Source organism: Sphingorhabdus sp. SMR4y (assembly GCF_002218195.1).
Taxonomy (GTDB): domain Bacteria; phylum Pseudomonadota; class Alphaproteobacteria; order Sphingomonadales; family Sphingomonadaceae; genus Parasphingorhabdus.
In genome coordinates this window covers 3,374,802-3,387,529 of record NZ_CP022336.1, presented here as the reverse complement: position 1 = coordinate 3,387,529, position 12,728 = coordinate 3,374,802, and the positions used below count along the sequence as shown (strand labels likewise).

At 59.3% G+C, this 12,728-nt stretch carries 10 protein-coding genes; 7 read left to right on the top strand and 3 right to left on the bottom strand.

The genetic code is table 11. From position 1 onward, the window contains the following. Positions 1-31: 31 nt before the first annotated feature. Complete coding sequence (locus tag SPHFLASMR4Y_RS16375; protein WP_260807010.1) at positions 32-1,156, top strand: serine hydrolase; 1,125 nt, start codon at positions 32-34, stop codon at positions 1,154-1,156. Between the two features lie 3 nt (positions 1,157-1,159). Here the strand turns inward: SPHFLASMR4Y_RS16375 and SPHFLASMR4Y_RS16370 are convergent, their stop codons facing one another. Next, positions 1,160-1,360, bottom strand: a complete 201-nt coding sequence (locus SPHFLASMR4Y_RS16370) for a hypothetical protein (RefSeq protein ID WP_089134502.1) — start codon at positions 1,358-1,360, stop codon at positions 1,160-1,162. Positions 1,361-1,451: 91 nt separating this feature from the next. Next, complete coding sequence (locus tag SPHFLASMR4Y_RS16365) at positions 1,452-1,787, bottom strand: hypothetical protein (RefSeq protein ID WP_089134501.1); 336 nt, start codon at positions 1,785-1,787, stop codon at positions 1,452-1,454. Between the two features lie 234 nt (positions 1,788-2,021). Here SPHFLASMR4Y_RS16365 and SPHFLASMR4Y_RS16355 point away from each other — a divergent pair, with 234 nt between their 5' ends. The 5 genes from SPHFLASMR4Y_RS16355 to SPHFLASMR4Y_RS16335 all read left to right on the top strand — a co-directional run bounded on the left by SPHFLASMR4Y_RS16355 (position 2,022) and on the right by SPHFLASMR4Y_RS16335 (position 8,852). After that, entirely contained in the window at positions 2,022-3,041 is a 1,020-nt protein-coding gene (locus SPHFLASMR4Y_RS16355; protein ID WP_089134499.1) for an ArsR/SmtB family transcription factor, read from the top strand. Beyond that, a complete protein-coding gene (gene metF, locus SPHFLASMR4Y_RS16350) occupies positions 3,038-3,994 on the top strand; it encodes a methylenetetrahydrofolate reductase (RefSeq protein ID WP_089134498.1) in 957 nt (318 codons plus the stop codon). Before SPHFLASMR4Y_RS16355 ends, metF begins: the two co-directional genes overlap by 4 nt. Next, positions 3,991-5,040 (top strand): homocysteine S-methyltransferase family protein, encoded by a 1,050-nt coding sequence (locus SPHFLASMR4Y_RS16345; protein WP_089134497.1) that lies wholly within the window; start codon positions 3,991-3,993, stop codon positions 5,038-5,040. The genes metF and SPHFLASMR4Y_RS16345 overlap by 4 nt, the downstream gene beginning before the upstream one ends. A gap of 100 nt (positions 5,041-5,140) precedes the next feature. Next, positions 5,141-7,756 carry a methionine synthase gene (metH, locus tag SPHFLASMR4Y_RS16340; protein ID WP_089134496.1) on the top strand — a complete coding sequence of 872 codons (2,616 nt, stop codon included), beginning with the start codon at positions 5,141-5,143 and terminating at the stop codon, positions 7,754-7,756. Between the two features lie 151 nt (positions 7,757-7,907). Beyond that, positions 7,908-8,852, top strand: a complete 945-nt coding sequence (locus SPHFLASMR4Y_RS16335) for a right-handed parallel beta-helix repeat-containing protein (protein WP_089134958.1) — start codon at positions 7,908-7,910, stop codon at positions 8,850-8,852. Positions 8,853-8,865: 13 nt separating this feature from the next. On the opposite strand, the gene SPHFLASMR4Y_RS16330 is transcribed toward SPHFLASMR4Y_RS16335, so the two are convergent. Next, positions 8,866-10,539 (bottom strand): alkaline phosphatase family protein, encoded by a 1,674-nt coding sequence (locus SPHFLASMR4Y_RS16330; RefSeq protein WP_260807009.1) that lies wholly within the window; start codon positions 10,537-10,539, stop codon positions 8,866-8,868. 84 nt (positions 10,540-10,623) lie between these two features. Here SPHFLASMR4Y_RS16330 and SPHFLASMR4Y_RS16325 point away from each other — a divergent pair, with 84 nt between their 5' ends. Then, positions 10,624-12,711 (top strand): protein-disulfide reductase DsbD family protein, encoded by a 2,088-nt coding sequence (locus SPHFLASMR4Y_RS16325; protein ID WP_089134495.1) that lies wholly within the window; start codon positions 10,624-10,626, stop codon positions 12,709-12,711. The last annotated feature ends 17 nt before the right edge of the window (positions 12,712-12,728 follow it).

The following is a 12,728-nucleotide window of genomic DNA, read 5'->3' as shown; positions in this document are numbered from 1 at the left end:
TTCAGACAGGTCCGCTTAGGTAGAAGAGTCTATGAACAATCCAGCAGCAGATGATCGACCACCAATGAGACCTTTCCGGCAAATATGGGCATTGATGCTGACCGCCACGTTGGCCGCCTGTGTCTCGGCCCCGAACCGGCCGACAGCACAGCCCGCCAAGGCTCCGCCACCAACGTATCAGAACCGTGCGCCCTCGGCGCCGCCGGTGACCGATACGGCACGGGAGCGGCCGAACCCTGCGCTGGTCCGTGAAATTGACCAGCTTTGGCGGACATTTCCGGGAAAGACCGGTATTGCCATCAAACGGATCGACGGCGAATGGGAATTCGGCCACCGGATCGACGAATATTTCCCGCAGCAAAGCGTGTCCAAACTCTGGGTCGCCATGGCCATGCTCGACAAGATCGACAAGGGCCGCGCCTCCCTGTCCGATCCGATCCGCATCACCAAGGACGACCTCACTCTGTTCCACCAGCCGATGGCGGTTGAAGTCGAACGGGAAGGCGCCGTGGAGAAATCCGTCTACACGTTGCTGGAAAAGGCACTGGCGAGCAGCGACAATACTGCGAATGACGCCCTTTTGCGCCACGCCGGTGGCCCCGAAGCCGTGCGCCGGTTCATCGATGAAAATGATCTGGGGAAAATCCGCTTCGGTCCCGGCGAGCGGCTGTTGCAGGCCGGCATTGCCGGAATGGAATGGAAGCAGGACCTGTCGTATCGCCGGTCCTTCTATGCAGCCCGTGCAAAAGTGCCGGTCGAACGTCGCCGACAGTCACTGGACGCCTATCTCGCCGATCCGGTTGACGGAGCCAGTCCGCGCGCAATCGTCCGCGCGCTCGACAAGCTGGCCCGCGGGGAACTGCTCTCGCCCAATTCAACCAAATTGCTGCAGTCGATATTGAAGCGCACACGCAGCGGCCCCAACCGGCTGAAGGCCGGTGTACCTGCGGGCTGGGAATTTCTGCACAAGACCGGCACCGGCCAGGTGCTGGGTTCAGTGGCGACCGGCTATAATGATATCGGCATCATGACCGCACCCGACGGCACGCGCTATGCCGTGGTGGTGATGCTGGGCGACACGACCGCTTCCATTCCCGAGCGCATGCGCATGATGCAGGCAGTAACCCGGGCCGTCGGCCGCTACCACCCGAGCTGACGCCTATTCGCTGTTCGCAGGGGCCAGGCCCCCCTCGCTGCTGCCGCTCAAATCCGGTGGCCGATTACGTTCGTCCAGCATTTTCGCGGCTTCATCAAGCGCCTGTGCCTCACCGACGGTCACACCGCCCGGACCGGGATCATTTTGTGCCGGACCACATGCGACGAGACCCGCCAATATCAGGATGCTGAACAGATTTTTCATGGCTTCTCCATAATCCCTATCGGGATTGGGCCAAAGACAAAAAAAAGGGCCATCCGAAGACAGCCCTTTTTCGTATAGATTTTTAAAAAGCTTAGTTGACTGCTTCTTTTGCAGCAGCGGCAGCTTTGTCTACTGCATTGTTTGCAGCTTCTTTGGCAGCGGCGCCGGCAGCTTTAGCGGCTTCGCCAGCAGCTTCAGCAGCTTCGCCAGCTTCGGCAGTCGCTTCAGCGGTTGCTTCAACAGCAGCTTCGCCCATGGCGTCTGCAGTGCCTTCAGCAGCATCCATGGCATCAGCAGCAGCTTCTTCAGCCGTTGCTTCCGTGCCTTCTACTGCTTCTTCTGCACCAGCTTCGGCATTATCGGCACCGGAGCATGCGGCCAGACCAAGTGCCGCAGCGATTACGATCGACGTTGTAATTTTTTTCATTGGGGTAACCCTCTATATTAATCCTCAAAAACCAAGCCGGCGAGGAGATGCTTTTCCTCCTCTGGCCTGCGGTGCATATCATTAGCGATATGGCCGAATGAACGCAATGACCAACCTGATTCGCCCCTTTTTGACATGTAAAATCTCCTAGACCGGGTGTCGAAATGGAATGCCGGAAGCGGAAGATCTAGCCGATTGACCGGATATAAAGATTTCTTTATATAGCCATGCAACATGGACCATATATTGAACATATTCAGGGCGCTCGCCGACCCGACGCGACTGCGAATCATGCTGTTGCTGCAAAAGATGGAACTGGCCGTCGGCGAACTGGCCCAGATTCTGGACCAGAGCCAGCCGCGCATTTCCCGCCACATCAGGATATTGGATGAAGCGGGACTGGCGGAACGGCGGAAAGAGGGAAGCTGGGTCTTTCTCAAGCCTGGTCCGGCATCCGAACTCGAAATATTGGGGCGCATTTTCCGGTCGGAAAAAGTCGCGGAATCCGAGCAGGCCCAGCAGGATCAGGCACAATTGTCGCTGGTGCGCAAGGCACGCGCCGAAATGGCCGAGCGCTATTTTTCAGCCCATGCCGAAGAATGGGACGCGATCCGCTCGCTCCACCTGCCCGAAGAGGAAGTCGAGCGGGCGATGCTTGCCCTGCTCCGCGACGCACCGCTCGGCAGGATGCTTGACATTGGCACCGGCACGGGCCGGATGATCGAGCTGTTCGGAGCGGCGGCACAATCGGTGATAGCTATCGACAATAGCCCCGAGATGCTGCGGCTGGCGCGGGCAAAATTGCTCGAAAGCGAAACCGGCAGCGAGACAGATCTGGTACAGAAAACAGAGTTGAAACAGGGTGATTTCAATCATCTGCCGCTCGAAGATGCTGCGGTCGACAGCGTTATCCTCCATCAGGTCCTGCATTATGCCCAACATCCCGAAGCGGTACTGGACGAAGTGTCTCGGGTGCTGAATCCCGACGGTCTGGTGCTGATCGCCGACTTTGCTGCGCATGACCGGGAAGACCTGCGCACCGAACATGCTCACGCAAGGCTCGGGTTCAGCGATGACAGTATGAAATATTGGCTTGGCGCCTCGAAGCTGGAGCTGGTGCAAACCAGAACGCTCGACGGCGGCGAACTGACGGTCAAAATATGGGTCGCCAGAAAAACCGCCGTCCCCAGCCTGCACCCCGGTTCCGGGAAGCATACCCTCCACAAAGAAAATTTGAAAAGAGCATCAGCATGAATAATCCGGTACGGCCTCTGGGGCTGAGCGAACTCGAAGAGGCCAAACGGGCCCTGGACGCGCCACTCTTCGCGGGACTGAGCGGAGATGCGGATGTGTCCTTCGAGTTTTTTCCACCGAAATCGGACAAGATGGAAAAGACTTTGTGGGATAGTGTCGTCACCCTCGAACCGCTCTCCCCCCGATTTGTCTCGGTGACCTACGGCGCGGGCGGAACCACGCGCGAACGCACCCATGCCACGGTGGCAAGAATTGCGCGGGAAACCGATATTCCGGCCGCGGCGCATCTGACCTGCGTCGGCGCCAGCAAGGCAGAAATAGCAGAGGTGGCCCAGTCATATTGGGAAGCAGGTATCCGCCATATTGTCGCCCTGCGCGGCGATCCCCCGTCAGAAGGACAGGCATTCGAGCCGCATCCGCAAGGCTATGCCAGCGCTGCGGAACTGGTGAAGGGACTGACCGATATTGCGCCTTTCGAAATATCGGTTGCGGCTTATCCGGAAACCCACCCGGAAGCCGACTGTCCGCAGAGCGACCTCGACAATCTCAAGCGCAAGCTGGATGCCGGGGCCAGTCGGGCGATCACCCAGTTTTTCTTCACCGCCGAAGCTTTCTTCCGGTTCCGTGATGCCGCCGTGGCAGCCGGTATCGACGCCGAGCTGGTCCCCGGCATCTTGCCGGTATCGAACGTCGCCCAGACGCGCAAATTCGCCGGCATGTGCGGCGCGGAAATCCCGGCGTGGATGAATGACCTGTTCGAAGGGCTGGATGACCATCCTTCGGCACGGCAACTCATTGCGGCCACCGTAGCCGCAGAATTGTGCCGCAAGCTATATGCCGGCGGCGTTCGTCAGTTCCATTTTTACACGCTCAACCGGGCGGAGCTCAGCTACGCGATCTGCCATCTGCTAGGCAAGCGCCCGGGAAGCGCAAAACAGGAGAAAACGGCATGACCAGCGCCCGCGAACAGCTGCAAAAGATCGCCGCAGAGCGCATATTGGTATTTGATGGCGGCTATGGCACCGCGATTCAGAATTACCGGCTTGGCGAAGAGGATTATCGGGGAAGTCTCGACCTGACCGATGATCAAAAGGGCAATAATGATCTGCTCAGCCTGACCCGGCCGGATATTATCGAGGCTATTCACGCCTCCTATATCCAGTCCGGCGCGGATATAATCGAAACCAATACATTCAGTTCCACCGTGATCAGCCAGGCCGACTATGGCTGCGAGCATCTGGTGCGGGATCTGAATGTGAAATCGGCAGAGATCGCGCGGGCAGCCTGTGACAAGGCAGAGGCCCGTGACGGTCGGCCGCGCTTTGTCGCCGGGTCGATCGGTCCGACGAACAAGACACTCTCCCTCTCGCCCGACGTCAATGATCCGGGCTTTCGGGAAATCGACTATGACTATCTGAAAGGCGTCTATCGCGAACAATGCGATGCTCTGATCGAGGGCGGGGTCGACTTTCTGCTGATCGAGACAATCTTTGACACGCTCAACGCCAAATGCGCCGGCATGGCGGCAATGGAAGCCGCCGAGGCATGCGGCCGGGATATTCCGCTGATGATCTCCATGACGCTGACCGACCTGTCCGGCCGCAATCTGTCGGGGCATACGGTCGAGGCCTTCTGGCACGCGGTCCGTCACCTGAAACCGCTGACCATCGGGCTCAACTGCTCCTTTGGAGCCGACCAGCTCCGACCACATTTGGCGATGCTGTCGAAAGAGGCCGACTGTCTGATCATGGCCTATCCCAATGCCGGCCTGCCCAACGAGCTTGGCGAATATGACGAAATGCCGGACGAGACCGCCGAGTTGATCGGCAACTGGCTGAAAGACGGCCTGGTCAATATCGTCGGTGGCTGCTGCGGCACGACACCGGAGCATATCGCGGCCATAGCCAATGCTGTCGCAGATCAGGAACCACGCCGGATTCCAGAAGTCTCCGTGCACACGCGTCTTGCCGGACTGGAGCCGTTCAACATGGCGGCATAAAGGACCGAAGTATTTTTAGATCGCGCGCCAGCGCGAAACAGCAATGGAATATCACTGTCTCCCGTCTGTTCGGGAGGCCAACGGATAATATCACAATATCATGACACAGCCCTCTTCCACCAATTTCGTCAATGTCGGCGAACGCACCAATGTTACCGGCTCGGCGCGCTTCAAGAAACTGATCCTCAACGACGATTATGAAGCCGCGGTCGAAGTCGCCCGCCAGCAGGTCGAGAATGGCGCGCAGGTGATCGATATCAACATGGACGAAGGCCTGCTCGACGCACATCACGCGATGACGACCTTTCTCAAGCTGATTTCCGCCGAGCCCGATATCGCGCGCGTGCCGGTGATGATCGACAGCAGCAAATGGTCGGTGATCGAAGCGGGTCTGAAATGCGTCTCCGGCAAACCGATCGTCAACTCGATCTCGATGAAGGAAGGCGAGGAGGAATTCCTCAAACATGCGCGCAAATGCATGGCTTATGGCGCCGCCGTCGTGGTCATGGCCTTTGATGAAACCGGACAGGCCGATACCAAGGACCGCAAGGTCGAGATTTGCGAACGCGCTTACAAATTGCTGACCGGGATCGGCTTTCCGCCGGAAGATATTATCTTTGATCCCAATGTCTTCGCCATTGCTACCGGGATCGACGAGCATCGCCGTTATGGCATCGATTTCATCGAGGCGACACGCGAGATCAGGAAACGCTGTCCGCATGTCCATATTTCCGGCGGCCTGTCGAACCTGTCGTTCAGCTTCCGCGGCAACGAACCGGTGCGCAAGGCGATGCACAGCGTGTTCCTCTACCATGCCATTCCTGCCGGCATGGACATGGCAATTGTCAACGCGGGCCAGCTGGACATTTATGACGACATCGATCCGGAGCTGCGGGAGCTTTGCGAAGATGTGATTTTCGACCGCCGCGACGATGCGACCGACCGGCTGATTACGCTGGCCGAGAAATTTCGCGGCACCGACGAAGTCGCCGAGAAGGCTGCGGCGGAATGGCGCGGCTATGAAGTGCACAAGCGGCTCGAACATGCGCTGGTCAAGGGCATCGACGCGCATATCATCGAAGATACCGAGGAAATGCGGCTGGCCGTCAAGGCGCGCGAGGGCCGCCCGATCGAGGTGATCGAAGGCCCGCTGATGGACGGCATGAATGTCGTCGGGGACCTGTTCGGGTCGGGCAAGATGTTCCTGCCGCAGGTGGTCAAATCCGCCCGCGTTATGAAAAAGGCGGTTGCCCATCTCTTTCCCTATATCGAGGCCGAGAAAGACGAAAATGCCAAGGGCAAGGGCAAGATCATCATGGCCACGGTCAAGGGCGATGTGCACGATATCGGCAAGAATATCGTTGGCGTGGTGCTGCAATGCAACGGCTTTGAAGTCGTCGATCTCGGCGTGATGGTTGCCTGGACCGACATATTGAAGGCCGCGAATGAGAATGATGCGGACATCATCGGCCTGTCCGGCCTGATCACCCCGTCGCTCGACGAAATGGTAACCGTGGCCGAGGAAATGGAGCGCGCAAAAATGAATATGCCGCTGCTGATCGGCGGCGCAACCACCTCCAAGACCCACACCGCGCTGCGCATCGAACCGGCCTATAGCGGCCCGACCATCCACGTGCTCGACGCCAGCCGCGCCGTCGGCGTTGCCTCGCAGCTGGTCAGCGACACGCAGGCGGACGGCTTCATCGCCAAAACCCGCGAAGACTATGAACAGGTCCGTATCGCGCGCGCGGGCAAGACAGGCAAAAAGCTGGCGACGCTGGACGAGGCCCGCGCCAATGCGGCAGAAATCGACATGAGCCGCAAGGCCGTGGCACCGGCAAAGCCTGGATTGCATGTCTATGATGACTGGGATCTCGCGGACCTGCGCGACTATATCGACTGGACCCCCTTCTTTCGTGCCTGGGAACTGGCCGGCAACTATCCCGCCATCCTGACCGACGAGATCGTCGGCGAGAGTGCCAGCGACCTGTTCCGCGATGCGCAGGCGATGCTTGACCAGATTATTGAGGAAAAATGGCTGACAGCTAAAGGTGTAGCCGGCCTCTGGCGCGCCCGTCGCGACGGTGACGATATTCTTGTTGCTCCGGAAAATGCAGAATTTACCCTGCCGATGCTGCGGCAGCAGGTGGTCAAGCGCGGCGGCAAGCCTAACAATTGCCTGGCCGATTTTATCGATGCCGAGGACGACTGGATCGGCGGCTTTGCGGTAACCGCGGGCCATGGCATCGAGGAACATGTCCAGCGCTTCGAAATGGACAAGGATGACTATAACAGCATTCTGCTCAAAGCCCTCGCCGACCGGCTGGCCGAGGCCTTTGCCGAGCGCATGCACGAGCATGTCCGCAAGGATCTCTGGGGCTATGCCGCCGACGAAGATTACAGCAACAAGGATCTGATCCGGGAAAAATATCAGGGAATCCGCCCTGCCCCGGGCTATCCGGCCTGCCCTGATCATAGTCTCAAGCCGATCCTGTTCGAGATGCTGAATGCCACGGAAAATGTCGGCATCGAACTGACCAGCGGTTTCGCGATGACGCCAACTGCAGCGGTGTCCGGCTTCTATTTTGCGCACCCGGAGGCCGATTATTTCGGTGTCGCGCGGATCGGCGAGGATCAGGTAGAGGAATATGCGGAACGACGCGGCGTATCGATCGACCAGGCACGGCAATGGTTGCGCCCCAATCTGAACGAATAGCCTCAATCGGAACGAACAGAATATCCGTAGACCCCGTTAACCTCTGCCGCTCAGCCTGAATTCATCTGGGACAGCATAAGCATTTATATTGTTCGATTTCGTAGCAAGCGATATTGAAACTGCCCTATTCCCTCGATTCAGGATGGCCGAGATGAAGTTCAAGACACGTTTGATCGCTACTGTTATTTTGGCTTCGCTCGCCGGCACCGCAGCACTGGCCCAGCGTGGTGCCCCCTTCAAGGTCATGGAAACCGGCCAGACCTACCAGCGTCTGGCGGATGCCGTGGCTGCCGTTGGAGGCAATAATGCTACCATTGTCATTGCACCCGGTGCCTATGGCGATTGTGCGGTGCAGACAGCCGGCCGCATCACCTACAAGGCCTCCATCCCCGGCCAGACCATATTGGATGGTGGCGTCTGCGAAGGCAAAGCCAGTCTCGTCCTGCGGGGCAAGGCGGCAACGATCAACGGCATCATTTTCCAGAACCAGCGGGTGCCCGATGGCAATGGCGCGGGCATCCGGATCGAGCGGGGCGACCTTTACGTCTACAACGCCATGTTCCGGAATGCCGAACAGGGCATATTGAGCGCCAGTGACCCAAGCGCGGAAATTGTCATCGACCGATCGACCTTTCAGCGACTGGGTCGCTGCGATCGCGGCCTGTCCTGCGCGCACAGCATCTATATTGGTGATTTCGGATCGCTGAAGGTGACCAACAGCCGCTTTGAAAAAGGCAGCGGTGGTCATTATGTCAAAAGCCGCGCGCCCCGGGCGACGATCACCAACAACAGTTTTGATGACACGCAGGGCCGCACCACCAATTATATGATCGACCTGCCCGCCGGCGCCACCGGCGTGATCAGCGGCAATGTCTTCGTGCAGGGCCAGAACAAGGAAAACTGGAGCGCCTTCATCGCCGTTGCTGCGGAAGACCGCGACCATAGTTCGGAAGGGCTGAACATCCATTCCAACAGCGCGTCGCTGGCCAAGGGGGTGAACCGCAACACCTGGTTTGTCGCCGACTGGAGCGGCGACCAGTTGCGCATTGCCAACAATAGTCTCGGACGCGGCCTGACCCGCTACCAGCGGCGCTAGCAGACCGGCGGCCTCACTCGCAGCTGTTCAGCGGTCCGCCGTCAATATCGAGACATTGTCCATCGGTTTCCTCCGCCGGAATGTCCACGCCGATGAGCGCGCCGAGCGTAGGGGCAATATCGACCGTCATCACCGATAGCGGCTGTTCGAAATGCCGGATTCCCTCGCGCCAGAACAGCATCGGGACGCGGCGGTCATAATCCCATGGGCTACCGTGGGTGGCGACATACCCCCGTGCAGTAGTCGCAATCGGCGTCACCGCCTTTTTGAGCAAGACGACAAAATCGCCTGACCGGTCGGGGTGGAAAGAAGCGCGGGCGCGCTGCTGCAGTGTCCATTCTTCCGGAGCACTCCGCGGCACTTCGATCGCGGCGATCTCGTCATGTTTCAGAACCATTTCCACTTGCGCGTGAGCGGCGATCAGCGCGATCGCGCTATCCCTGACGCGGCCCCGCTGCGCCTCGGAGAGGTCGGTGCTGACATAATAGTCCCCAAAAGGCCCGTCCGCATGAAGCACCGGCTTGCCAGCAGGCAGGCCCAATACTTCCGCAACCTTCTTTCCAATCGTTCCGGCGTTGAGATCGGGATCAATCCGCTCTGCTGCTGGAACGCCCTGCAGGCTCATCCGTTCCGGCAGATCAAGTCCACCATGATCGGCGGTCAGCATCACGACATAATCGACACCGGTTGCGTCGAGCCTATCGAAAAACTGGCCGAGCGACCGGTCTAGCTCGCTCATCTGGATACACATTTCCAGACCCTCGGTGCCAAAAGCGTGGCCGATATAGTCTGTTGCCGACAGTCCGATCGACAATATGTCGGTAGCCTCTCCCTGCCCCAGATTAAGCTCGTCAATCAGGACATTGGCCGCCTCGATCACCGAACCGTCAAAGTCGGGAGAGCCCCGGTATATGCTCGCGGCGCCTTCGGGGCGCTGAAAGGCATAGTCGCCGACAGATTTGCTCTCGCCGTGCATGATCCGGGCGTTGCGCGCGGCGCAATGGGCCGGCACCGCATATGCGGCTCGCGCCTTGTCAATTCTTGTTGCAATTTTATCGTTGAGCGCGGCGATCGCCGGCATGGTCTTGCGGCCCTGAAGCGTGGAAAATCCCTTTCCTTTCCACCAGTAAATTGCGTCGACATCATGCCCGCCCATCATCAGCGCGGCCCGGTCCTTGCCTGCGACCGCGACATTGCGCGAATCGGGCGACACTTTCTTGAGCCGGTCGCCAAGCGTCGGCACCAGCAGATGCCAGACCGAAGCGACATAATCGCCCTGCGTGGCCGCAGTAATATCGCCGAAACTGGTACCATCGATCCGCTCGTCCTCGGCGCAATAGACAGTCTTGTCCTCGCGCTCGATCGACAGATCAATCCAGTTGTTGGCGATGATCCCCGCGCGCCCGGAATGAACACCGGTCATGATCGTCGAATGGCCCGGGCAGGTCTCGGTCGCAGCGTGCGACTGATAGCCGGACGGAAAGACCACGCCATTGGCCAGCCGGTCGAGGCCGCCGCTGAAGCTGCCGCGATATTCGCTGAACAGATCGGCCGAAAACTGGTCTACCGAAATGGCGACCACCAGATCCGGCCGGGTCGACTCGCTCGACTTGTGATCTTCCGCATGTGCGGTTCCGGAAAATGTGATAAGCGCAGCGACAGCTGTAACTAGGGTCGATTTTCGCACGAATGGTCCTCACTGATGATTGTCGCTATGGAAAGCGGCTCTCCGATAGCCTAAATGCGGTTAGACAGGAAATAGTGAGTTTTTATGACATCTGATTTTCGCCTATTTTCGATAATCGTGGCACTTGCCGCGCTATTCTTTGCGCCGGTAGCGGAAGCGCAGAACCGGCTCGGCAACGCGGAATTGAATGTGCCCGCCACGCTGGTGGCTGAATCGCAGCAGGTGAAGGCCGGACAAAGCGTCACGCTCGCCTTCGTCATGGAGCCAAAACCGACCTGGCACGGCTATTGGGAAAATCCCGGCGACGCTGGTATCGGCATGAGCTTTGACTGGACCCTGCCCGCGGGCGTAACCGCCGGAAAGGCCCAGTTTCAGGTACCCGATAGGCTGCTGATCGCCGGTATCATGAACTATATCTACAAGGGCGACTATGCGGTGCTGGTCAATCTGACCCTGTCCGATGAAGTCCGCCCGGGCCCCCTCCCGATCTCGGTAAAATCCGAATGGCTATCCTGCACCGACGAGATTTGCGTACCGGAACAGGACGAATTGTCGATCACCCTGCAGGTTGTCGGCGAGAATGCATCGATCTCGCGAAACGCGGCGTTTGACGGGTTCCGCGCAGCTCTTCCCCGCCCCCTGGGGAGCGAAGGCAGCTTCACTGTAGACGGCGACCTGTTTCGTCTGTCCGTTCCGCTGCCCGCCAGCGTCGACATTGATCAGCCCTATTTCTTCATTCTGGAAGACGGCGTCGTCGATTATGCCGCGCCGCAGACATTTAACCGGGATGGCGACCGCCTGATCCTCGAAACCGGCGCGCGCGGCGATGGCTTCGAGACAATCAGCGGCATATTGAAAATCGGCGATCATGACGGATTCCTGATCAGTGCCAACAAGGGCGATGTCGCGATGACCGGCATTCCCCTGTCCGGCGACGGCGCGGAGAACGAGTCTGGCGCGCCGCTGCTGTTTCTGGCGCTGGGTGGCGCCATATTGGGCGGACTGCTGCTCAACCTGATGCCCTGCGTCTTCCCGATCCTCAGCCTGAAAGCGATCAGTCTGGCCAAGGCCGGCGGCAAGGAAACGGTCGTCCGGCGCGATGCACTGGCCTATACAGCCGGTGTTGTTCTGGTCGCTACCGCGCTTGGTGCAATCCTGCTTGGCCTGCGGGCCAGCGGTGCTGCGGTCGGCTGGGCGTTCCAGTTGCAGGACCCGCGGATCATTTTCGTGCTGCTGGCGCTGGTGACCGCTATCGGTCTCAATCTGGCTGGTCTGTTCGAGCTGCCCAATATCAATTTCGGCAACAAGCTAACCAAAAAAGACGGCGCTGCCGGATCCTTCTGGACCGGCGCACTGGCCGCCTTTGTTGCCACACCCTGCACCGGACCGTTCATGGCCGCCGCTCTGGGCGCGACCATTATTCTGCCGCCAATCGCCGCGCTCGTGATTTTTGCCGGCCTGGGCGTCGGCCTTGCCCTGCCCTTTCTGCTCATCGCCTTCGTACCGGCGATCCGCAGCCGGCTGCCCAAGCCCGGCCCCTGGCTGGACAGCTTTCGCAAGATCATGGCGATCCCGATGTTTCTCACCAGTATCGGCCTGATCTGGCTGCTCGGACGCCAGATCGGCACGGATGCGCTGGGGCTGTCGCTCGTTTTCCTGCTCGCGCTCGGACTGATCCTCTGGTGGTTCGGCGGCGGACAGATGAAGGGGCTTTCGCGCGGTGCGCTGGCCAGCGTGGCAATGGTTGCGGCCATGACAGGCGGCATCATCGCCCTGCCCGGCGAACAGGCAATGAAGGAGCAAAAGCTCGCACATGCTTCTGGCGCGACGCTTCCCAGCGAACCGTTCAGCGAAACGCGCCTGACGGAATTGCGCGCCTCCGGCCAACCGGTATTTGCCTATTTCACCGCCGACTGGTGCATCACCTGCAAGGCCAATGAAGCCGCTGCCATCCAGCGCAGCGAAACCGCCAAAGCGTTCAAGGCCGCCGACGTCGCCGTGCTGATGGGCGACTGGACACGCCCCGACCCGGCCATCAGCAGGTTTCTGGAAATGCATGGCCGTGCCGGCGTACCGCTTTATCTCTATTATGCACCCGGCAAAGAGCCGGTGATACTCCCGCAAATTCTCACCGTGGCGACATTGACAGAACTGGTGGGCAAGCCGGTATAAGCCCGGCCAATTGATGC

Coding starts and splice junctions, on each gene's coding strand:
- SPHFLASMR4Y_RS16325 (WP_089134495.1), top strand. CDS start 10,624: ATGACATCTGATTTTCGCCTATTTTCGATAATCGTGGCACTTGCCGCG.
- SPHFLASMR4Y_RS16375 (WP_260807010.1), top strand. CDS start 32: ATGAACAATCCAGCAGCAGATGATCGACCACCAATGAGACCTTTCCGG.
- metF (WP_089134498.1), top strand. CDS start 3,038: ATGAATAATCCGGTACGGCCTCTGGGGCTGAGCGAACTCGAAGAGGCC.
- metH (WP_089134496.1), top strand. CDS start 5,141: ATGACACAGCCCTCTTCCACCAATTTCGTCAATGTCGGCGAACGCACC.
- SPHFLASMR4Y_RS16370 (WP_089134502.1), bottom strand. CDS start 1,360: ATGAAAAATCTGTTCAGCATCCTGATATTGGCGGGTCTCGTCGCATGT.
- SPHFLASMR4Y_RS16365 (WP_089134501.1), bottom strand. CDS start 1,787: ATGAAAAAAATTACAACGTCGATCGTAATCGCTGCGGCACTTGGTCTG.
- SPHFLASMR4Y_RS16335 (WP_089134958.1), top strand. CDS start 7,908: ATGAAGTTCAAGACACGTTTGATCGCTACTGTTATTTTGGCTTCGCTC.
- SPHFLASMR4Y_RS16345 (WP_089134497.1), top strand. CDS start 3,991: ATGACCAGCGCCCGCGAACAGCTGCAAAAGATCGCCGCAGAGCGCATA.
- SPHFLASMR4Y_RS16355 (WP_089134499.1), top strand. CDS start 2,022: ATGGACCATATATTGAACATATTCAGGGCGCTCGCCGACCCGACGCGA.